The 20260-nt window shown below is 49.6% G+C and carries 18 protein-coding genes; 16 read left to right on the forward strand and 2 right to left on the reverse strand.

Going from position 1 to position 20260, the window contains the following annotated elements; all coding sequences use genetic code 11:
• The first annotated feature begins 55 nt into the window (after nucleotides 1-55).
• The 4 genes from DX130_RS20620 (at nucleotide 56) to dcuC (ending at nucleotide 4394) form a co-directional block, all read left to right on the forward strand.
• Nucleotides 56-1030, forward strand: coding sequence for a LacI family DNA-binding transcriptional regulator (locus DX130_RS20620; protein WP_116048616.1), 975 nt, complete (start codon nucleotides 56-58; stop codon nucleotides 1028-1030).
• Nucleotides 1031-1042: 12 nt separating this feature from the next.
• Nucleotides 1043-1927: a ribokinase gene (rbsK, locus tag DX130_RS20625; RefSeq protein WP_116048618.1), complete on the forward strand. Its 885-nt coding sequence runs from the start codon at nucleotides 1043-1045 to the stop codon at nucleotides 1925-1927.
• A 71-nt stretch (nucleotides 1928-1998) separates the two neighbouring features.
• On the forward strand, nucleotides 1999-2925 hold the full coding sequence (rihC, locus tag DX130_RS20630; RefSeq protein ID WP_116048619.1) for a ribonucleoside hydrolase RihC: 927 nt from the start codon (nucleotides 1999-2001) through the stop codon (nucleotides 2923-2925).
• A gap of 35 nt (nucleotides 2926-2960) precedes the next feature.
• The gene (gene dcuC, locus DX130_RS20635) at nucleotides 2961-4394 is read left to right on the forward strand and encodes a C4-dicarboxylate transporter DcuC (RefSeq protein ID WP_116048621.1); all 1434 of its coding nucleotides are present in this window, start codon (nucleotides 2961-2963) and stop codon (nucleotides 4392-4394) included.
• A 100-nt stretch (nucleotides 4395-4494) separates the two neighbouring features.
• Here dcuC and DX130_RS20640 read toward each other — a convergent pair whose 3' ends face one another.
• Entirely contained in the window at nucleotides 4495-5565 is a 1071-nt protein-coding gene (locus DX130_RS20640; protein ID WP_165861386.1) for an AI-2E family transporter, read from the reverse strand.
• A 149-nt stretch (nucleotides 5566-5714) separates the two neighbouring features.
• On the opposite strand from DX130_RS20640, the gene DX130_RS20645 reads away from it, so the two are divergent.
• From DX130_RS20645 to DX130_RS20660, 4 genes are all read left to right on the forward strand, one after another.
• Complete coding sequence (locus DX130_RS20645; protein WP_116048624.1) at nucleotides 5715-6272, forward strand: RNA polymerase sigma factor; 558 nt, start codon at nucleotides 5715-5717, stop codon at nucleotides 6270-6272.
• Complete coding sequence (locus tag DX130_RS20650) at nucleotides 6265-7170, forward strand: hypothetical protein (protein ID WP_116048626.1); 906 nt, start codon at nucleotides 6265-6267, stop codon at nucleotides 7168-7170. The genes DX130_RS20645 and DX130_RS20650 overlap by 8 nt, the downstream gene beginning before the upstream one ends.
• A gap of 164 nt (nucleotides 7171-7334) precedes the next feature.
• On the forward strand, nucleotides 7335-8138 hold the full coding sequence (gene speD, locus DX130_RS20655; RefSeq protein WP_116048628.1) for an adenosylmethionine decarboxylase: 804 nt from the start codon (nucleotides 7335-7337) through the stop codon (nucleotides 8136-8138).
• Nucleotides 8139-8152: 14 nt separating this feature from the next.
• Nucleotides 8153-9022 (forward strand): SDR family oxidoreductase, encoded by an 870-nt coding sequence (locus DX130_RS20660; RefSeq protein WP_116048629.1) that lies wholly within the window; start codon nucleotides 8153-8155, stop codon nucleotides 9020-9022.
• A gap of 5 nt (nucleotides 9023-9027) precedes the next feature.
• Here the strand turns inward: DX130_RS20660 and DX130_RS20665 are convergent, their stop codons facing one another.
• Nucleotides 9028-9357: an SDR family oxidoreductase gene (locus DX130_RS20665; protein ID WP_165861387.1), complete on the reverse strand. Its 330-nt coding sequence runs from the start codon at nucleotides 9355-9357 to the stop codon at nucleotides 9028-9030.
• A gap of 126 nt (nucleotides 9358-9483) precedes the next feature.
• Here DX130_RS20665 and DX130_RS20670 point away from each other — a divergent pair, with 126 nt between their 5' ends.
• The 8 genes from DX130_RS20670 (at nucleotide 9484) to DX130_RS20705 (ending at nucleotide 20204) form a co-directional block, all read left to right on the forward strand.
• On the forward strand, nucleotides 9484-10458 hold the full coding sequence (locus DX130_RS20670; protein ID WP_116048632.1) for a helix-turn-helix transcriptional regulator: 975 nt from the start codon (nucleotides 9484-9486) through the stop codon (nucleotides 10456-10458).
• 54 nt (nucleotides 10459-10512) lie between these two features.
• On the forward strand, nucleotides 10513-11751 hold the full coding sequence (locus tag DX130_RS20675; protein WP_116048634.1) for an aminopeptidase: 1239 nt from the start codon (nucleotides 10513-10515) through the stop codon (nucleotides 11749-11751).
• A gap of 58 nt (nucleotides 11752-11809) precedes the next feature.
• A complete protein-coding gene (locus DX130_RS20680) occupies nucleotides 11810-13804 on the forward strand; it encodes a dihydroorotate dehydrogenase (RefSeq protein WP_116048636.1) in 1995 nt (664 codons plus the stop codon).
• 129 nt (nucleotides 13805-13933) lie between these two features.
• A complete protein-coding gene (gene desA, locus DX130_RS20685) occupies nucleotides 13934-14986 on the forward strand; it encodes a Delta(5) desaturase DesA (RefSeq protein WP_116048638.1) in 1053 nt (350 codons plus the stop codon).
• A 67-nt stretch (nucleotides 14987-15053) separates the two neighbouring features.
• On the forward strand, nucleotides 15054-16193 hold the full coding sequence (locus tag DX130_RS20690; RefSeq protein ID WP_116049022.1) for a sensor histidine kinase: 1140 nt from the start codon (nucleotides 15054-15056) through the stop codon (nucleotides 16191-16193).
• Nucleotides 16190-16792 carry a response regulator transcription factor gene (locus DX130_RS20695; protein ID WP_116048640.1) on the forward strand — a complete coding sequence of 201 codons (603 nt, stop codon included), beginning with the start codon at nucleotides 16190-16192 and terminating at the stop codon, nucleotides 16790-16792. Before DX130_RS20690 ends, DX130_RS20695 begins: the two co-directional genes overlap by 4 nt.
• A gap of 230 nt (nucleotides 16793-17022) precedes the next feature.
• A complete protein-coding gene (locus DX130_RS20700; protein ID WP_116048642.1) occupies nucleotides 17023-18501 on the forward strand; it encodes an ABC transporter substrate-binding protein in 1479 nt (492 codons plus the stop codon).
• Nucleotides 18502-18716: 215 nt separating this feature from the next.
• A complete protein-coding gene (locus DX130_RS20705; protein WP_116048644.1) occupies nucleotides 18717-20204 on the forward strand; it encodes an ABC transporter substrate-binding protein in 1488 nt (495 codons plus the stop codon).
• Nucleotides 20205-20260: the final 56 nt, after the last annotated feature.

Below are 20260 nucleotides of genomic sequence, written 5' to 3' on the forward strand. Positions count from 1 at the left end.
TAATGGGGTGTATATTAATTGTGTAACCGGTTACCTATTAGGGTGGAGTGAGAGCATGACTTCAATTAAAGACGTTGCACGAATTGCGGGCGTATCTGTTGCGACAGTGTCGAGAGTGCTGAACGACAAGGGATATGTGGGTCAGAGAACGAGAGAAAAGGTTGAAAAGGCCATAAAAGAAACAAGCTACAAGCCTAATGAAGTGGCGAGAAGCTTGTTTAAGAAGCAATCGAATACGATTGGCTTAATCGTTCCTGATATCATGAACCCATTCTTTACCGAGCTGGCCCGAGCTGTCGAAGATATGGCGATCAAGCTTGGCTATAACGTTATTCTGTGCAACTCCGATGGGAATGGAGACAAAGAGCAGGCTTACTTGGATGTACTGAAGCAAAAATATGTAAACGGTATTATTGTTTCTTCCAATACGCTTACTGCTCAGCAGGTTGAAGAGCTCAATATTCCTGTTGTAAGCATTGACCGAGAAATCAGCAAAGGCCTTCCGACGATTGTGGTAGAAAACAAGAAGGGGGCTATGATGGCTACGCGTTATTTGCAGAGCAAGGGGTGCAGAAACATTGGCCACATCAGAGGTTCCTATGGAGTAGTCAATGCGGAAGAGCGTTATGAAGGCTATAAAGAAGTCGTGGCTAACGAGCCGTGGTTCAGAGAAAGCTATGTAGTGAATGGCAACTTCGATATGCAGTCATCCATTGAAGCGACAGCAGAGCTGTTGCGCTTGCACCCTGAAATAGACGGCATATTTGCCGCCAATGATATTATGGCGATCGGAGCGATTAAAGTCGCTCACCAGTTGGGCAAGAAAGTGCCCGAAGAGCTTGCCGTTATTGGATTTGACGGAATTAAGCTATCCACAGTTATGACGCCAGAGCTAACGACCATTGTGCAGCCCATTTATAAATTGGGGGAAATATCTGCCGAGATGTTGATTAGTCTTATGGAACAGCAACCTATAGAGAACACATACTGTAAATTGGATGTAGAGCTGATAGAGAGAAATTCAACTTAAGGAGTTACCGGTGTGGAGCAGAAACCCAAAATTACCGTTGTAGGCAGCATCAATATGGATTTAGTGACGATTACTTCCCAGGTGCCGAAGGTAGGCGAGACGCTTTTCGGCAATCGTTTTCAAATGAATCCTGGAGGCAAAGGAGCTAATCAGGCAGTGGCTGCCGCCAGGCTTGGAGCTCATGTTCAACTAATCGGTTGCATTGGCAAGGATGATTTTGGCCAGCATATTATGAAGCATCTGAAAAATGAAGGTGTCGATGTAAGCAATGTGGAACCGGTTACAGATTCGACGGCGACTGCAACCATTATTGTGGCTGACGGGGACAATAGTATTATTGTTGTGCCGGCGGCTAATAATTATGTAACAGCTGATTTCGTTGAATCCAAGCGGGATGCAATAGCGACAAGCGATATTCTCATTGTTCAATTGGAGATTCCGCTGGAAGGCGTGCAGAAGGCTGTTGAGATTGCCAAGGAGAATGGTGTAACGGTCATTCTTAATCCAGCCCCTATTCAAGAGCTGCCGTCCGAATTAATTCATAATGTCGATTATTTGACCCCGAACGAACACGAACAAACGTTGCTCAGACAAGGGAGAAATGAAGAAGAACTGGACGGCAAGCTCATCGTCACGATGGGGAGTCAGGGAGTCGCTATTCGTGAAGGAGGCAAGGACATCCGCATTCCTGCTTTCAAGATCGATGTAGTGGATACGACTGGAGCTGGAGATTCGTTTAATGGAGGACTGGCCCTTGCGCTTTCAAAAGGTGTTCCACTAAGAGACGCTTGCTACTATGGAAACGCGGTTGCAGCTATGTCCACTACGAAGCTTGGCGCACAGACTGGCATGCCAACTGCAGCAGAAGTGGAAGAGTTTATGAAGAGCCGGGCGTAATAACCCGGCGGCTGTTTTATATAAGCATTGGAATCGCTTACTTCATATTTTCATTTAGGAGGAATTATACGATGACTACAAAACCAAGACCAATCATTATTGATACGGACCCAGGGATTGATGACGCGGTTGCGCTTGCCATAGCACTCTATAGCGAAAAGTTGGACGTACGCTTAATTACGACGATTGCCGGCAATGTCAGCCTGCAGAAGGTAACGACTAACGCTTTGCGTTTGCTGCAATTTTTCGGAAAAAACATTCCGGTTGCGCTTGGTGCAGAGAGACCACTTATCAAGGACCCTATTGATGCAAGCGACATTCACGGATCAACGGGAATGGACGGCTTTGACTTTGAAGAGCCGACAGAAGATCTTGTGCTGAAAGAGCATGCCGTAAATGCTATGTACCGCGTCATTATGGCGAGCGAAGAGCCTATCACCTTGGTGCCTATCGGTCCGCTAACGAATATTGCGCTCTTGCTTAAGATGTACCCGGAAGTGAAAGAGCGGATTGATGAAATTGTATTAATGGGCGGCTCCATTACTCGCGGGAATATGGGCGTCATGTCCGAATTTAATATTTTCGCCGATCCGGAAGCAGCCAAGATCGTCTTCTCAGCCGGTCTGCCTGTGGTCATGGTGGGACTCGACGTTGGCTTGAAAGCTCTGGTGTACCCGGAGGACAGTGAGCAGCTGAAAGTGATGAATAAGACGGGCCAAATGATCTATCAATTGTTCCAAAAATACAGAGGCGGCAGCATGAAAACGGGATTGAAAATGTACGATAGCTGCGCTATAGCTTACCTGTTGCAGCCGGAAATGTTCCAAGTGGCGGATACATTTGTGGATGTGGAACTGAACGGATCATTAACTACGGGATGTACGGTAGTGGATTTGAAGGGGTATTTGAAACAGCCTAACAATGCCAAAGTATGTGTCGATCTGGATCCGCACATGTTCAAGCAATGGTTTATGGAAAGTTTGAAAAAATGCAATTAAACGACAACCATTCCACTTAGGGAAGGAATAACATCATGGATTCTAATATCGTCATGTACGCCTCGGCTATTATAGCCGTATCAATCGTTATTTATATGCTAATTAAAAAAATGGATATCAAAATTACACTCTTCTTAATGGGTATTATCCTCATTCTCATTAGCATGGGCATGGGTAAAGAGATAGCCATTAAAGGATTTGTATCCACGGGATCGTTTTGGCTCGATCCGCTTGAAGTTATAGTCGCGCAGTTCAAGCAAACATTTGGGGCGGCGGGCTTTATCGTCCTTATCTTGGGCGGATATACGGCTTATATGTCATCCATCGGAGCCAATGAAGTAACAGTTAATGCGTTAACGAAACCTATCGCAAAAATTAAATCCGTCTATATCTTGGTGCCTATCGTATTCTTGTTAGGCAACGCATTGTCCCTGGTTATTCCTAGTGCTTCCAATCTGGCAATTATTTTGCTTGCCACTCTGTATCCGATCTTGAGAAAAGCGGGCATGACAGCTTTGACCGCAGGTGCGGTAATCGCTACGTCGGCAACGATTGTACCGACACCGCTTGGAAGCGACAACGTGGCTATTGCTGAGGAATTGGCCAAGCATGCTATGTTCGAAGGTATGAACGTAACCAACTATGTGTTTAACTATCATGCTCTTGTGTCCATTCCGACGTTGGTATTTATCGCTGTCGTGCATTACTTCTGGCAGAAGCGAATGGATAAAAAAGATAAGCTGAATACAAAAGCTGCAAATGAAACAGAGAACATCGATGCGCCAACCGTCGCTGAAATCAGCGGAGGCAAACTATTTAAAACGGTCTATGCGATTCTTCCGATCTTCCCTATTATCTTGCTGTTAGGTGTTTATGCGGTTCAGATGACAACGGGTGAATCGATAAGTATCAGTGTAGAGGTAGCGACATTAGTATCCCTGATTCTTGCCATTGTGTGTGAATTAATTAGGCATAAAGGCAATAAGAGCGTTTTGGAGAAGACGGAAGCCTTCTTCAAAGGCATGGGCGGAGCTATTCCGATCGTGGCATTGCTCGTAGCCGCGTCCGTATTTGTAACGGGTCTGAAATCGATTGGTTTGGTGGACGAGCTTCAAACCTCGATGCAGCATATTCAAGGCAATGGCCTTGACTTTATTTTACCGCTCATCTTAGTAGCGTTGACTGCTCTTATCGTTATCTTGAGCGGCAGCGGCACAGCCCTGATCTTTGCGATGGTACCGCTAATCGTGCCATTAGCGGTAGCGGCGGGCATTAGCCCAATTGCCATTTCCGTTCCGCTTGGTCTGTCGGGCAATCTCTTCCGGGCTGTCTCGCCAGTAGCTGCAGTTATATTGATCGTAGCTGGAACGGTTAAAGTAGATCCGATCGCCATTGTAAGAAGGACGTCTGTTCCTATGATTGCCGGAGTTATCTTTATGTTCGTCCTCTCCATGATTGTATTTCTATAAGGCTAAGTACCAGGCTGTTCAATCGACGTATGCTTGTATAAAAACGGTCTGAAAAAAGGGCTGCCCAGAGGTCATAGACGACTTCTGAGGCAGCCCTTTCCTATGCATGAAAGATGCGTCGCCCATGCTTGATGAATACCTTCACAACGGCGTAAACCGGAACAACGATTAGAATGCCAATCAGTCCAGACAGGCTGCCGGCAACAATAATAAGCACGATCACGGTCACTGGATGAATGTCCATCGTCTTCCCCATAATTTGAGGCGAGATGAAGTTGCCTTCGATTTGCTGGATGATGATAGTGACCAGTATGACATACAATGCTTTTACAGGGTCCTGGATTAGGGCGACCAGTACAGCAGGCGCAGCGCCGATTACGGGACCGAAGAAGGGGACGATATTCGCCAGCATGCCAATAACGGCAAGCACAAGCGCGTATTCCAGTCCGATAATGGAATAACCCGCGAGAAGCAGACTGCCTACGACGAGGCTGATAACGGCCTTGCCTCTTATGAATGAGGAAAGTGTATCATCCAAATCCTTCAGCAAAGGAGGCACATGCTCCCGGTAGGAGGATGGAGCAAGGCCCATCATCTTCGAAATAAGCTTGTCTCCATCCTTGAGCGCGTAAAAGAGGATGAACGGCACAAGCCCCAGTACGAAGAGAGCGTTGCTCATCCAGTTGAATACGCGCAGCATACTGCTCGCGATCGAACCGGCATATCGATTCCACTCTGAGCCGATCTCTTGGCTCAAATTCGGAATGGCATCTCGTATCGGAGGGGCCAGAGCCTGCTGTTCGTTGCGAATCGATTCTATGCCATCCGCCACAAACTCGACCATCTCCGGAACTTGAGCGACGAAGCTGACGAATTGCTTTTGGAAGAAAGGGCCGGCTGTCATCATAATTCCGGCAAGAGACAGGCCGATGACGAGGAAAACGAGAAGCACCGCGATACTTCGCGGTGTTTTTCTGCGTTCCAGCCATTCCACAAGCGGACGGAATAAATAATAAAGCACACCGGTTACGGCAAATGGGAAAAAAACGGCGTTTAGAACAACGCCAATAGGCTGAAACCAGCTGCGATTCAAGCTAAGCAAATAAAAGAGAAGCAGCACAAGAATGGTCATTACGAGCCATTTAACTTCTTTTTTTTCTTTCCAGGACATGCGGCTATCCCCTTTCATGCGACAAGCGATCGATTGCTTATGATTTTTTAAAGGTAAGTAAACCTGAAACCCATATATGAAACGAAAAAAATATGGAAGAATGGAACTATTGGGATGCCTGAGGGGTCTTATTCTTAGAGGTGAAAAGTGTGGAGAAGCATTACTTGCATCATCTGACGCCGGGCTTCGACCGTTCTGCTGTGCTGGAGGATATGATGACGGAATTCGGCGAGGATATTTGGAACTTCGCTTATTTTCTTACGCGCCGTCGTGACGCTGCGGATGATATCGCCCAAGATGTGTTTCTGATCGCGTATAACCGAATGTACACGTTCCGAGGAGAGGCGAGCGTGAAGAGCTGGCTGCTGAGCATTACCCGCAACCAATCATTGAAATACTTGAGAAATGCGTTTATACGAAGGACTGTTCTGATGGGAGCTTATAGAGCAGAAGGCTCGACGGCTTCTGCTGAACAAGTGGTTTTCGAGCGGATAGCATCCCGGGAGGTTTGGGAGACCGTGATAAAGCTGCCAAGGAAGCACAGGGAAGTGCTGCTGCTTGCGTACCACTATCAAATGAAGATGGATGAGATCGCCGCGACGCTCGATTTGTCGGAGGGGACGGTCAAGTCCAGACTGTTCCGGGCGAAGAAGAAAATGTCCGAATTGCTGAGAGAGAAACAGGAAGGGGGCAAGGACGATGGATAGTGGCAATGGAAACTGGGAGGCTGGTCTGAAGGAATCACCCTTTTATCAATCTCATTTCACAAACAATCTGAAGAGTAAAGTGAGGCAAGGGTTGAGGGGAGAAACCAAGGGACGTAACCGAATGTTCCGGGTGGCTTTGCTGGCCTCCATAGCGCTCATGGGAGTCGCGTTGTTTTTTATCTCGGACCGCTTATCGCTCTGGCAGGGAGAAGGGGAGGGGCCCGAGGCTCGTCATGCGTATTATGATAACGGAGGGCTGATTATGGAGGTGTTCCCTGATCCCGAGCTAAGAGCGGGAGCTCCGGCCGGATACATCTTTCGCTTTGCCGCGCCATTCAGTAGTTTGGCGGGTAAGGAGCTTTCCATCGAGGCGGTGCATCTGCCTTCTGGTCAGAGTCAAACTGCAGTGGAGCCGATGATGGTGGAGGAGCCTAGTCCCGGTTATGCGGGGCTCGAACGCTATACGGCCAGCTTTGCCTTGCCGCTGCCTGGCTTATGGCGTTATGAAATCAGCCTCGACGGTGAGCATTATGCGGACGTGGTACTGGGGGTAGCGGAGCCGGACTGGTCGCTTTCGCCTACCTTTCGAGGCGAGGGTTATACACTGAGAGGCATTCCGGATGTCATTGGGTTCATTAATCACGGCTTTATCGCCAACCATTTTAATAAATATATGTGGTTTTTCATGGACAGGAACCTGGCGCAGGCAGGCCATTTTGAAGTGAAGGCTGTTAGGAAAGGCAGCGATAAGTTGTTATCTGTCTTTGAGTATGGGCCTGCGGGCAGCCACGACAGTCTGCCGTCCATGATGATGCTGCCGGAGCCAGGAAAATGGAGGCTGCTGCCTTATATGAACGGCAAGCTGATTGGAAGTATCGTAGTTGAGGTTGCCAAATAACGAGGTAAGCTAATGCAGAAGACATCCCCTTGTTCCCTTAAACGGGCAATAAGGCGGATGTCTTTTTGATATGGGCGGAATAGCAGGGAATAGCCGAAAGCAGATTCATGGAATTGGCAGAGGGGTAAAAGGAAATAGTAGGAATGGAAAAGAGGTGCTCCCAAGTGAATCTAACGCCGGAGCAGCGGATACAGCTGCATGGCTTCAACAATCTGACAAAATCGCTGAGCTTCAACATGTACGATATTTGCTATACCAAGACGAAGGAAGAGCGGGAGGCATACATCGCTTATATCGACGAGCAATACAATTCAGATCGGCTGACGTCGATTCTGAATCATGTGGCGGATATCATCGGCGCCCATGTGCTGAATACGGCCAAGCAGGATTATGTACCGCAAGGAGCTAGTGTGACGCTTCTCGTGTCGGAGGGACCAGTCGTGGAAGTGCCGATCGACACGTTCGAGGAGACGCCGGGACCGCTGCCGTCCACGGTTGTGATGGCGCTCGACAAGAGCCATATTACGGTGCATACGTACCCCGAATACCATCCTAGCGAGGGAATTAGCACGTTCCGTGCGGATATCGACGTATCGACCTGCGGCGAGATTTCTCCGCTGAAGGCGCTGCGTTATCTGATCCATTCCTTTGACACGGACATCATGATGATCGACTACAGAGTGCGCGGCTTCACCCGGGACATCTACGGCAACAAGCTGTTCATCGACCATGAGATCAATTCGATCCAAAATTATATCCCGAAGGAGCAGAGCAAGCTGTACGACATGATCGACGTGAACATCTATCAGGAGAACACGTTCCATACGAAATGCAGGCTGAAACAATTCGATCTCAACAACTACTTGTTCGGGTATGCGAAGGATTCGTTAAGCGCTGGCGAGCAGGCGGAGATCGAGCGGCTGCTCAGACGCGAGATGGACGAAATTTTTTATCACATTACGAAGTAAAGGGGTAGATCACTATGGCGAATTCGGATAAAAAGAAACAAATCTTCCCGCCGCAAAATCAGGAGAGGCAGCCCGGCATTGAATCAGAAATGAATCCGGTTCCGATCTTCGAGACGGATCAGTATAAGGCAGCAGGTAAGCTGAAGGGGAAAGTGGCGGTCATTACAGGCGGAGACAGCGGCATAGGCAGGGCGGTCGCTGTCGCCTACGCGAAGGAAGGGGCATCGCTTGTTATTGCTTATAAGGACGAGCATGTGGATGCGAAACGGACCAAGGAGATCGCGGAGCAACATGGAGCGAAATGCAAGCTGGTTGCGGGAGATATCGGTTCGGAGACATTCGGGCAAGGGCTTATCCGCGCGGCTATTGAAGCTTACGGCAAGCTGGACATTCTGGTGAACAACGCGGCGGAGCAGCATGTGCGCCAGAAGCTGGAGGATATTACGCCGAGGCAGCTCGAAGCGACCTTCCGCACGAACGTATTCGGTATGTTCCATGTCACGATTGCGGCTATGCCGCACCTCAAGCAAGGCGGAACGATCATTAACACCGCTTCGATTACAGCGTACAAAGGCAACCCGACGCTGATCGACTACTCCTCGACGAAGGGAGCAGTCGTCTCGTTCACTCGGGCATTGGCGGCCAACCTTGCGGGAGGGGGCATCCGCGTCAATGGCGTTGCGCCCGGGCCGATCTGGACGCCGCTTATTCCGGCGTCGTTCGATCCGCAGGCGGTATCGACGTTCGGCTCGGACACGCCGATGGGAAGGCCCGGCCAGCCTCATGAGCTGGCAGCGGCTTATGTCTATCTGGCCTGCGATGATTCCAGTTATATGACAGGCCAGATTCTTCATATTAACGGCGGAGAAATCGTGAATGGATAACCCGCTTATAGAAAGCCATGTTTCTTGGCAAAACGTCCCCAAGGCGGAGAACTGCCATCGACGTCCTGGAATCCATACAGGTCCGACCAGTCCCAGCTTGCCAGCGCGGAGCCATTCTTCGAAGCATAATCGGCATCGGCATCGGCAGCTAGCGCAGCGATGCCGCGGCCGATAAAGCGCGGCGTCTCCGACTGCCCTAAGTGCTCCGCATTCGGCAAGTCGCTGGTTACGGCGTCCCGCCAATTGGCTTCTGTTACGCCGTAATGCTCCAGCATCTCCTCGAAGCGGAGGAAACCTGGTGTTATGGCGACAGCCGACACCCCGTACGACTTCAATTCTTCTGACATAGCAGTTGCGAGATGAATAGGTCACCCAGTACAACGGCTCATATACGACATCCTTTGTCATATAAACATGATAAGATGGTAGCAGCTAAATAATCTGGGATAGAGGTGATGATCATGCGTGCAGGAAGGCTGGTCTCCATCGTATTGCTGCTGCAGTCCGAGGGGAAGCTGACATCAAAACAGCTTGCGGAGCGTCTGGAGGTGACGGAGCGGACGGTTCTGCGCGACATGGAGGAGCTAAGCGGTGCGGGCGTTCCCGTGTACGCGGAGCGCGGACCGCAAGGCGGCTGGCTGCTGACGGAAGGGTACCGATCCAGCCTGACGGGGCTTCACTCCGACGAGCTTACGGCTTTGCTGCTGTCGAGCCAAGGCGAGGCGCTGAGCGATCTGGGGCAGCGGCAGTCGCTGGAAGCAGGGCTTCGCAAGCTTCTTGCAGCTACTACGGATACGGCGAGGAGGAACGCTGAGCTGGTCCGCAGTAAAATTCATATCGACGGAGCCGGCTGGCATGCGGAGAAGTACGGCAAGGAGCAGCATCCTCTCTTGCCGATTGTGCAGGAGGCTGTGTGGGAGGAGAGGGAGCTTCGCATCGCCTACGAGCGTGATGGAGCTGTCACCGACCGCGTACTAAGGCCGCTTGGCCTTGTTGCGAAGCGCAATGTCTGGTACGTCGTAGCATGGACGGAAGAGGAAGAGATTCGTACCTTCCGCATATCGCGGTTCAGGTCAGCGGAGCTTCTTCTGGGTGGGTTCCGTCCGCCGGAATCATTCAATCTTGCGGCATACTGGGAGCGTTCCTTAGCGGAATTCAAGGTTCAGCTGCCGCGTTACCCTGCGGTGATCAGGCTTAAGCCGAACCTCATGCGCCGACTGGAGTCGGAGAGGTATGTCCTCTCTGTGCGCCCGGAAGCAGAGAAAGACGCAGAAGGCTGGACAAAAGCCGACGTAGAATTCGAGACGCTGGAGTCTGCATGCCAGATTATGATGAGCTATGGAGCGGGTATGGAAGCGCTGGAGCCTGCTGAATTACGGAAGATGGTCATAGATGAAATCGAGGCGCTCCGAGTGGTATACTGGAACCGTGCATAAATTGCGGATAGGCGTATGCCTGATCCATCATTTGAAGATAGAGGAGATGTACATATGAGCACAAACATGGAGCAGTATTTCCAGAAATATGCCGAGCTGATCGTTCGCACCGGCGTTAACATTCAGCAGGGCCAAGAGGTATACGTCAACGGAGCTTCCATCGAGATCGCGCCGCTCGTGCGCCTAATCGCTGCCAAAGCTTATGAAGCTGGTGCTTCCAACGTACACGTGGAATGGGTTGATGACGAATTGTCCCGTCTGAAATACGAAAAGGCGTCGGATAACGTATTCAGCCATTTCCCGGAATGGGAGTCGGCCAAGCGCAATGACTTCGTGAATCGCGGGGCGGCGTTCATCTCGATTACGGCATCCAGCCCCGATCTGCTGAAAGGCATTTCGTCAGATCGCATCTCCGCTTTCCAGAAGGCTTCCGGTCTAGGCCTGCGCGAGTTCCGCAGAGCGATCCAATCCGATAAGGTGAGCTGGACGGTTGTAGCTGCAGCAGGTGCAGAATGGGCGAAAAAAGTGTTCCCGGACGTATCCGAGGGCGAAGCGGTGGACCTTTTGTGGAAGGCGATCTTCGATTCCGTCCGTCTGCATGACGCTGATCCGGTGCAAGCATGGGTGAAGCACAATGATACGCTACATGAGAAGGCGGAGACGCTGAACTCGCATCGCTTCCAGAAGCTGCATTATACAGCGCCAGGTACAGACCTGACGGTAGAATTGCACGAGAAGCATCTCTGGGTAGCGGCAGGCAGCACGAACGAAAAGGGCTTCTCCTTTATGGCGAATATGCCGACTGAGGAAGTATTCACCGTGCCGCTGAAGACGGGCACAAATGGCTACGTATCCAGCACGAAGCCGCTTAGCTACGGCGGCAATATTATCGATCGTTTCAAGCTGACGTTCGAGAACGGCCGAGTCGTGCAGGCAGAAGCCGAGGAAGGCGAAGAGATTCTGAAGAAGCTGGTCGATGTGGACGATGGAGCGAAATACTTGGGCGAGGTCGCACTTGTGCCGCATGAGTCGCCTATTTCCCAGTCGGGCATCCTGTTCTACAATACACTCTTCGACGAGAATGCGTCCAACCACTTGGCCATCGGCAGCGGCTATGCGTTCAACGTGGAAGGCGGCAAAACGATGTCGCCGGAGGAGCTTGAGGTCCATGGCGTCAACTCCAGTATTACGCATAACGACTTCATGATCGGCTCTGCCGAGATGGATATTGACGGCATTCAAGCCGATGGTACGGTTGTGCCTGTCTTCCGTAAGGGAGCTTGGGCGATTTAGTCTGGATGGACATGAAGAGATAACGGTACATGCTTAAGGAAGGGGAGACCTGAACGCTATGCCGGATTGGTCCTATCAAACGATATTCCGCCCGTTGCTATTCCGGTTGCCCGCTCGCGTCAGCCGATCGATCACGTTGGGTGCGATGGGTGCAATTAGCCGCCTGCCTGGCGGTTCTTTCGTCATTCGTACGCTCGGTCATATGGAGCTGTCACCGTTATTGGAGCGTCAAGCTGCGGGCTTGACGCTTCTTTCGCCTATCGGAATATCGGGGGGCGTTGATCCCTCGGGGGTGGCCCATAAGGCGCTTGCCCAGTTCGGTCCAGGGTTCATGGAGTTTGGGCCCGTAACGATAACCGCAATTCGGAGTGACAGCAAGATACGAAACGATAGCGCTAGCGAGATGATTTATTATCCTGATTACTTCGAGAATGACGGGCTGACCGCTATAGCAGAGCGGTTGACGCGAAGGGAGCATAAGCTCCCCCAGTTCGCGCGTCTGACGGCGTTGCCTGATGCATCGACCGATGAAGCGATAGAGCAGTTAAGCGAGATGATGGATAAGCTGGCTAAGGCGGGAGCTGCCGGGTTTTATATGGATGTAGCTTCGGGCAATCGGTCATGGGATCAGGTTCTGAGGATAGGAGAGAGCTTATCCAGGCTTCAGGATACCGTGGACCTTCCGTTATTTCTATACGTACCGTTATCGCTGTCCGAAGATCGGTTGCTTGAATTATGGAATGGTACGAAGGAAGTCAGATGGCAAGGGGCTGTCATTGGAGAAGCATGGCTGGATCAAATCGGAGTTGAGCGTGTAGCATATGCGTCTAAGTTCAGTGAAACGGCAGCCGAAGCTGCGATGAATGAAGACTCGGCAAGGGAAGCCGTCGTGGGCAAGAAAGGATTGGCGGCAACGCTTGACAAGACAAGGCTTCTGCGTGATCGGATGGGAGATGCTGTCACGATCAAGGCGGGCGGAGGCGTTCATGAGCCGCTAGACGCACTGCAGTTGTTGGAGGCGGGAGCCGATCTGATTATGCTGCACAGCGGGCTGGTGTATTCCGGTCCCGGCTTGCCCAAGCGGATTAATGAAGCGATCATCTATGAGACTGTTCGTGATAAACCGCCGCCAGCCCCAATTCCTTTCTGGCGCAATTGGGGCTGGATGTGTCTCCTCGGCATAGGCATGATTATTGGCGGACTACTAGCTTGGTGGATCGGGGCCACGGATGTACTGCTCTCCTACGACACCCGATTTCTCGGGATGTCGATTGACGAGATTCATCATGTGAACCATAACTTGCTCCACTTTATGTCTCATGACCGGATTACGCTGGCGGGAACAATGATTTCCATTGGTATTCTCTATTACCAGCTAGCGAAGTACGGCTTGAGATATGGGCAGCATTGGGCGCGAACGGCTATTGTCACCTCTTGCGCAGTCGGCTTCTCCAGCTTTTTTCTTTATTTGGGCTATGGCTATTTCGATCCGCTTCACGCGCTCGCAGCCGCTATTCTTCTTCCGATGTTTATCTTCTCGCTCAGAGGTCATACCGACAGACCGAGCCGAAAACGGGTCAATCTGCGCAACGATAGAGCTTGGAAGCTGGCGATGTGGGGTCAGCTGTGTTTCGTAGCATTAGGGTTTGCGCTTACTGCAGGCGGTCTCGCCATCGCCGGTGTCGGAATTACGGATGTATTCGTGAAGGCGGATTTGGCCTTTCTCGGAACTACGCCGGATCAACTGAATGATGTGAATCCGAAGCTAATCTCACTGATTGCTCATGACCGGGCAGGCTTCGGAGGCGCGCTGCTATGTGATGCCATTGCAATTCTCATCATTGCCCTATGGGGAATTGGCGAAGGCGAACGCTGGTTATGGTGGACGCTCTTGATTGGAGGGGCGCCGGGATTCTATGCCGGGCTATCTGTTCATTACGGAATCGGCTACGTTGATTTTATGCATCTTCTTCCCGCATTTGTGGCGGTATTCTTATACATAGCAGGCCTTATTCTCTTGTATCCATACATGATGCGCAAGTCGCCTATATGACATTTGTCATATAGGCGACTTGACGTTTATGACTAGGAGCAGATACGGTCATTACCCTACAATAGAGTAAGCAAGAGCCGGGGATGGCTAGTTCCTCTCGCTCTATGGAAATTCGAGGAGGACGTCAGCATGTCTGAACCCAAACAAATGCAATTGAAAAAAAGCGTAGCCCCTTACGAACATTCCGAACTTAACGTTAGCATAAGGCAATTGTTCAATACGCTGCTTCCCTTAGCCGTTCTATGGTACGGCGCTTATTGGAGCTTATCCATATCCTATTGGCTGACGCTGGTGTTTGTTGTTGCCACATCATTTTTCGTCATTCGAGCCTTTATTATTTTCCATGATTGCTGCCACGGCTCGTTCTTCAAGAGCAAGCGTGCCAACGACATCATGGGTATCATAACCGGCGTGCTTACGCTAGTTCCTTACCAGCAGTGGAAAAATGCCCATGCTATCCACCATGCAACAAGTAGTAACCTCGACAAACGAGGCGTAGGCGATTTGTGGATTTTAACGGTGGAGGAGTATGCTGCGTCATCTTGGAAGCAGAAGCTCGCTTACCGGATTTATCGTAACCCGTTCATCATGTTTGGTCTAGGACCAATCTTTGTATTCCTGTTCCAATACCGCTTCAATCGCAAAGGTGCCCGCCGCAAGGAACGTATGAATACGTATCTGATGAATGTGCTCATCGTTGCTGTATACGCCCTTATGTGCTGGGCGATTGGCTGGCAAGCGTTCGTGTTGGTGCAAGGACCTATCTTCTATCTGTCTGGCGTGCTAGGCGTATGGCTGTTCTACGTGCAGCATCAATTCGAGGATTCATACTTTGAGCATGAGGAAGAATGGAGCTATGTGAAAGCAGCGGTAGACGGCAGTTCTTACTACAAGCTGCCTAAGCTATTCCAATGGCTGACTGGCAATATTGGCTTCCACCATGTGCATCATCTTAGCCCGAAAGTTCCAAACTATTACTTGGAGACCGCGCATGATGCGGTACCGCCGCTGCACAAAGCGACGACGATTACAATCCGCCAAAGTCTGGAGTCGTTGAAATTCCGTCTGTGGGACGAAGAAGGCAAACGGTTCGTGAGCTTCAAGGCGGTGAAGGATCGCCTTCGTCAGCCATCCCCTTTAGGCGGCGCAACGTCCGCGGGCAATCCGAGCAAGGCAAGCTAGCGAGGAGTATGCTACAATAAACGCAAAACTAGGCGGAATGAGTCGCGGGGCAGAGGGATGGTCGCTGATGAATAAGTGGTATCAAATCTTTCATCGTAATACAGGGCTGAGCCCTTATGTATGGGTCGTCTTTTGTATCTTGCCGTTTTACTTTATATTCCGTTCATCATCGACGCCGGAGGTTGTCTCCGGCATCGTCATGATTATTTTGTTCTTTGTATGCTACCGGCTGTCCTTTGTATCCAAAGGATGGCTTGTCTATTTCTGGACCAGTGTACAGATCATTATTTCTATCGCGATGACGTTATTGTTCAGTTATGTGTACTTCTCTATTTTTCTGGCTTTTTTTATCGGCAATATTCAAAGCCGGGCAGGATTTTTCACCCTATATGCCATCCATTTGGCGAGTACGTTCATTACCGTCAATTACGGCTTTGCTACGCAAAACCAACTGTTTTTCACACAGTTTCCATTTATACTAATCAGCCTGATTGTCGTCATTCTGCTTCCGTTCAATACGTATAACCAGAAGAAGCAGGGACAGCTGGAAGGCCAGCTGGAGGATGCGAACAAGCGAATTGCGGAACTTGTGAAGACGGAGGAGCGGCAGCGTATCGCCCGCGACCTGCACGACACGCTGGGGCAGAAGCTGTCTCTTATCGGACTGAAAAGCGATCTGGCAGGAAAGCTGGTTCACAAAAATCCGCTTCGTGCCCAAGCCGAGATTCGCGATGTTCAACAGACGGCTCGTACCGCGCTTAAGGAAGTACGCGAGATGGTTACTCAGATGAGAGGAGCCCGGCTCGACGAGGAGTTGTACCGAGTAACGCAAATTCTGGCTGCGGCGGATATTGAGCTTCGTATTGAAGGCGATTATCGTTTGAACGATACGAATCTATTGACGGAGAATGTGCTTTGTATGTGCATGAAGGAAGCGGTGACGAACGTTGTCAAGCATAGTAAGGCGCAGCGTTGCATCATTACGTTCAGATCCACGCCAACCGACTTTACGGTGACGGTATCGGACGACGGTGTGGGGATGGCGGTGCGTCCTGGGTATTATAGAGGCAATGGACTTCGCGGAATGAAGGAACGGCTGGAGTTCGTAAACGGAAGTATGACATTGCGATCCGATAGAGGGACTGAGCTTAACATCACGGTGCCGCATGTCGTGAAGCGCCCAACGAAGGAGGAGCTTAGCGAATGATTACGATCGTTATAGCGGAAGATCAACGCATGCTGCTCGGCGCGCTGGCTTCTCTGCTGGATCTGGAAGATGATATGAAGGTGGTCGGCCGGGCGTCGAATGGCGAAGAGGCGATCGCGCTGGTCGAGAAGCAGAAGCCGGATATATGCATCATGGATATCGAGATGCCGCTGAAGAGCGGACTGGAAGCGGCGGAAGAGATGAAAGGAGCATGCAAGGTCATCATCCTGACAACCTTCGCGCGCACCGGCTATTTCGAAAGAGCGATCAAGGCTGGCGTAAGCGGCTATCTGCTGAAGGACAGTCCCAGCGAAGAGCTGGCAAGCTCGATCAGAAGCGTTATGTCCGGCCGCAGAATTTATGCATCTGAGCTGATGGACGAGGCTTATGGCGGCAGCTCCGATAATCCGCTTACGGAAAGGGAGAAGGAAGTGCTTGAGCTTGTTGCGGACGGGAAAAATACGAAGGAGATTGCAAGTGAGCTCTTTCTGACAACGGGAACGGTGCGCAATTACATTTCCGTCATTCTGGACAAGCTTGGCGTGAGCAACCGAATTGAGGCTATAACGAGGTTCAAAGAGAAGGGCTGGTTCAAGTAACCGGTTCTTTTTCTATGTTGCAGTCGCTTCTTAAGAAAGTTTAAGAAAATATTTACAACATATTTACAACTAAAATCGTTTTTCCGTTTATAGTTAAGAGGGGATGGAGACTAGATGGGGCATGGGGAATTCATAGCACATGCAACTTTATTGCCCATAAAAGCATATAGTCACTATGATACATATGAGATCTGATGGGAGTCAGAAAGTAGAAGGGGAGAGAAGAGGAAATGAAAAACTGGTTTAAAAAAGCAGCTTCGGTCGTGCTGGTAACGACGATTCTTGCGGGCTGCAGCTTGGGCGGCAAAGAGGAGATCTCGAATACGCCGCAAGCGCTCAAAGTAATGTATTACGATGAGGGCAGCTTCTTCCAGGAGTACGGAATGCTGTTCAGCACGCTTTATCCGAACATCGATATTTCTGTTGTATCGACACAGAGCATTTATCGCAACAATACGGGCGAGAATGGCGAAGAGGTTGACTACGAGAAGGCTAAGCAGGATCTCATCGATAAAGAAAAGCCTGACATCGTTATGATTGAAATGAACGAGTACGAGAAGATGGCGCAGGAAGGCAAGTTCATCGATCTCGAATCCTATATCGCCAAGGACAAGTTCGACACGGCCGGTCTCGTGCCGGGCATGGTCGATTATATGAAGCAATTGGGCGGCGGCCAGCTGTACGGTCTACCTTCCGGCTTCAACAGCCAAGTCTTGTTCTACAACAAAACGCTTTTCGACAAATTTAATATTCCTTATCCGACGGATAGCATGACTTGGAGCGAGGTTATTCAGTTGGCCAGACAGTTCCCGACCGATGGAACGAAGGAAGATCGTATCTATGGGCTGAAAGCCGGCTACAGCGGCAGCCTGAGCGAGCTGGCGCAAATGATGGCTAATTCCGAAGGACTGAGCTATGTCAACCCGGCAACCAAGACGATGACGATCAATTCCGCGGGATGGAAAAATGCAGTACAAACCGCTTATGATGCGATTAAGTCCGAAACGCTTTATTTTGACGAGCAAAATAATATGGGCTGGTCGGGCGACTACAACGATTATTTACTGCGTAATCCATTCACAAGCAACCGTGTTGCGATGACAATTGACGGCAGTTATTACATCCGCCAGATGAAAGAAGCAGCCGAGTATTATAGCAAGGAAGAAGGAAAAATCGTGAAGGATTGGGATATCGTGACGATCCCGGTCAGTCCGCAAATGCCGGATCAAAGCACAAGCACTGGGTATAATAACATTTTTGCTATTACGAAGGAATCGACGAACGCTGATGCGGCTTGGAAGTTTATTGCCTACATCTCCAGCGAAGAACATGCGCGCGTGAAGTCGAAGCTCACGTACAACAATGGTTTCTCGATCCATACGAAGTACATCAAGGATGAAGAGGGTCACAATTATGAAGCTTTCTATAAACTCAAGCCGGCAAAACCAACGATAGACTACAATGAAATGAACAAGCTTCCGAAGCAATTCGGCATGATGTATTCTTATATGGAAGAGGAATTCAAAGCCGTTCAGGATGGCAACAAGTCCGTGGAAGAGGCGCTAGCAGCCCTTCATACGAAAGGCGAAGAACTGCTTGCTCAGGAGTCGATGACGGATGAGGAACTTAATAAGTTGTGGGAAGAACGCAACGCTGACCAAGTGAAGCAAATGCAAGAGGCAGCAGGTGAAACGGTAATTGTAGAATAAAGGATTAGATGACAAGTGAGACATTTCGATGGCCAACAGCCAAAAGGGATGTCTCCTTTTTTTGACCTTGAAAGTGATGGTTCGTGTGACTCTTATCAAAAAATGTATGGAAAATGGATGGGAATTGCAACTTTTTTGTCTAGATAAACGTATAGTCTATGGTACATATTGGATTTCATGGGAGTTATAAAAAAAGCGGGGAGAGGTAAAAAGAAATGAAAAAGTGGATCAAAAAGGCAGCTTCTGTCGCGCTTGTGACGACACTTCTGGCGGGCTGCAGCTTTGGCGGTAAAGAGGAGAGCTCTAATACGCCTCAGGCGTTGAAAGTGATGTATCATGATGAGAACAGCTTCTACCAGGAATACGGTATGCTGTTCAGCACTATCTATCCGGAGATTGAGATTTCCGTCGTGACCATGCAGAGCCTCTATCGCGGCAACAATACGAGTGAGGATGGCGAAGAGTTTGATTTTGAGAAGGCCAAAAAGGAATTAATTGAAAAAGAAAAGCCGGATATTCTTATGCTCGATATGCTCCAGTACGAGGAATTCGCGCTAGAAGGCAAGTTCACTGACTTGGACGCTTATATCGTAAGAGACAAATTTGATACCGAAAACTTAGTGCCTGGTATGATCGACTATATGAAGGAATTGGGCGGAGGTCAATTGTACGGTCTGCCTTCCGGCTTCAGCAGCCAAGTACTCTTCTATAACAAATCTTTGTTCGACAAATATAATATTTCGTATCCAACAGACAAGATGACATGGGATGAAGTTCTCCAGTTGGCTAAACAATTCCCGATTGATGGAGAGAAAGAAGATCGCATTTATGGCCTGAAGGCCGGCTATAGCGGCGGTCTGAGCGAGCTTGCAAATTCGATTGCAGGTTCAGAGGGTCTGAGTTATGTTAATCCAGCAACAAAAACAATGACGATTAATACAGCTGGGTGGAAAAACGCGATACAGACTGCTTATGACGCGATTAAGTCCGAGGCTCTGTATTTCGAAGCGCAAAACAACAATATGATGAGCTTTTCGAGTGGATATAACGATTACTTGCTGCGCAATCCATTCACGACCAACCGGGTAGCCATGACACTCGACGGCAGCTATTACATCCGTGAAATGAAGGAAGCTGCGGAGAGCTACAGCAAGGAAGAGGGAAAAGTCATAAAGGATTGGGATATGGTTACGATTCCAGTCAGCGCACAAAATCCTGATGTTAGCAGAAGCACTTGGTACAACAACATTTTCTCCATCTCCAAGGATTCGCCGAACGCTGATGCGGCATGGAAGTTTATCTCTTATATCTCCAGTGAAGAACACGCTCGCGTGAAATCTAAGCTGACCTACAACAACGGCTTCTCCATCCACACGAAATATATTAAGGATGACGAAGGTCATAACTATGAAGCATTTTACAAGTTAAAGCCAGTGAAACCTTCTATGGATTATAAAGAATATGAGAAACTTCCGAAGCAATTTAATATGATGTTCTATAACTTCATGGAAGAGGAATTAAAGGAAATTCAGGACGGTAAAAAGTCCGTGGATGAAGTACTCTCTATCTTGCAGACGAAGGGTGAGGAATTGTTAGCCCAGGAGTCCATGACAGATGAGGAAATTCAGAAGATGTGGCAAGAGCGATATGAAAAACAAATGCAAGAAGAAGCCGGCAATATAGATACGGTAGTGGTTGAATAATCATACGAACGGACAAGTGAGACATTTCAATGACAAAAGGTCATGTGGAATGTCTC

The sequence above is a fragment of the Paenibacillus paeoniae genome, assembly GCF_003388735.1.
GTDB lineage: Bacteria > Bacillota > Bacilli > Paenibacillales > Paenibacillaceae > Pristimantibacillus > Pristimantibacillus paeoniae.

Bases quoted from the DNA above. Each gene is read 5' to 3' on its own strand.
- DX130_RS20620 (WP_116048616.1), top strand. From the start codon at position 56: ATGACTTCAATTAAAGACGTTGCACGAATTGCGGGCGTATCTGTTGCG.
- rihC (WP_116048619.1), top strand. From the start codon at position 1,999: ATGACTACAAAACCAAGACCAATCATTATTGATACGGACCCAGGGATT.
- dcuC (WP_116048621.1), top strand. From the start codon at position 2,961: ATGGATTCTAATATCGTCATGTACGCCTCGGCTATTATAGCCGTATCA.
- DX130_RS20640 (WP_165861386.1), bottom strand. From the start codon at position 5,565: ATGTCCTGGAAAGAAAAAAAAGAAGTTAAATGGCTCGTAATGACCATT.
- DX130_RS20650 (WP_116048626.1), top strand. From the start codon at position 6,265: ATGGATAGTGGCAATGGAAACTGGGAGGCTGGTCTGAAGGAATCACCC.
- DX130_RS20660 (WP_116048629.1), top strand. From the start codon at position 8,153: ATGGCGAATTCGGATAAAAAGAAACAAATCTTCCCGCCGCAAAATCAG.
- DX130_RS20670 (WP_116048632.1), top strand. From the start codon at position 9,484: ATGCGTGCAGGAAGGCTGGTCTCCATCGTATTGCTGCTGCAGTCCGAG.
- DX130_RS20675 (WP_116048634.1), top strand. From the start codon at position 10,513: ATGAGCACAAACATGGAGCAGTATTTCCAGAAATATGCCGAGCTGATC.
- DX130_RS20680 (WP_116048636.1), top strand. From the start codon at position 11,810: ATGCCGGATTGGTCCTATCAAACGATATTCCGCCCGTTGCTATTCCGG.
- desA (WP_116048638.1), top strand. From the start codon at position 13,934: ATGTCTGAACCCAAACAAATGCAATTGAAAAAAAGCGTAGCCCCTTAC.
- DX130_RS20690 (WP_116049022.1), top strand. From the start codon at position 15,054: ATGAATAAGTGGTATCAAATCTTTCATCGTAATACAGGGCTGAGCCCT.
- DX130_RS20695 (WP_116048640.1), top strand. From the start codon at position 16,190: ATGATTACGATCGTTATAGCGGAAGATCAACGCATGCTGCTCGGCGCG.
- DX130_RS20700 (WP_116048642.1), top strand. From the start codon at position 17,023: ATGAAAAACTGGTTTAAAAAAGCAGCTTCGGTCGTGCTGGTAACGACG.
- DX130_RS20705 (WP_116048644.1), top strand. From the start codon at position 18,717: ATGAAAAAGTGGATCAAAAAGGCAGCTTCTGTCGCGCTTGTGACGACA.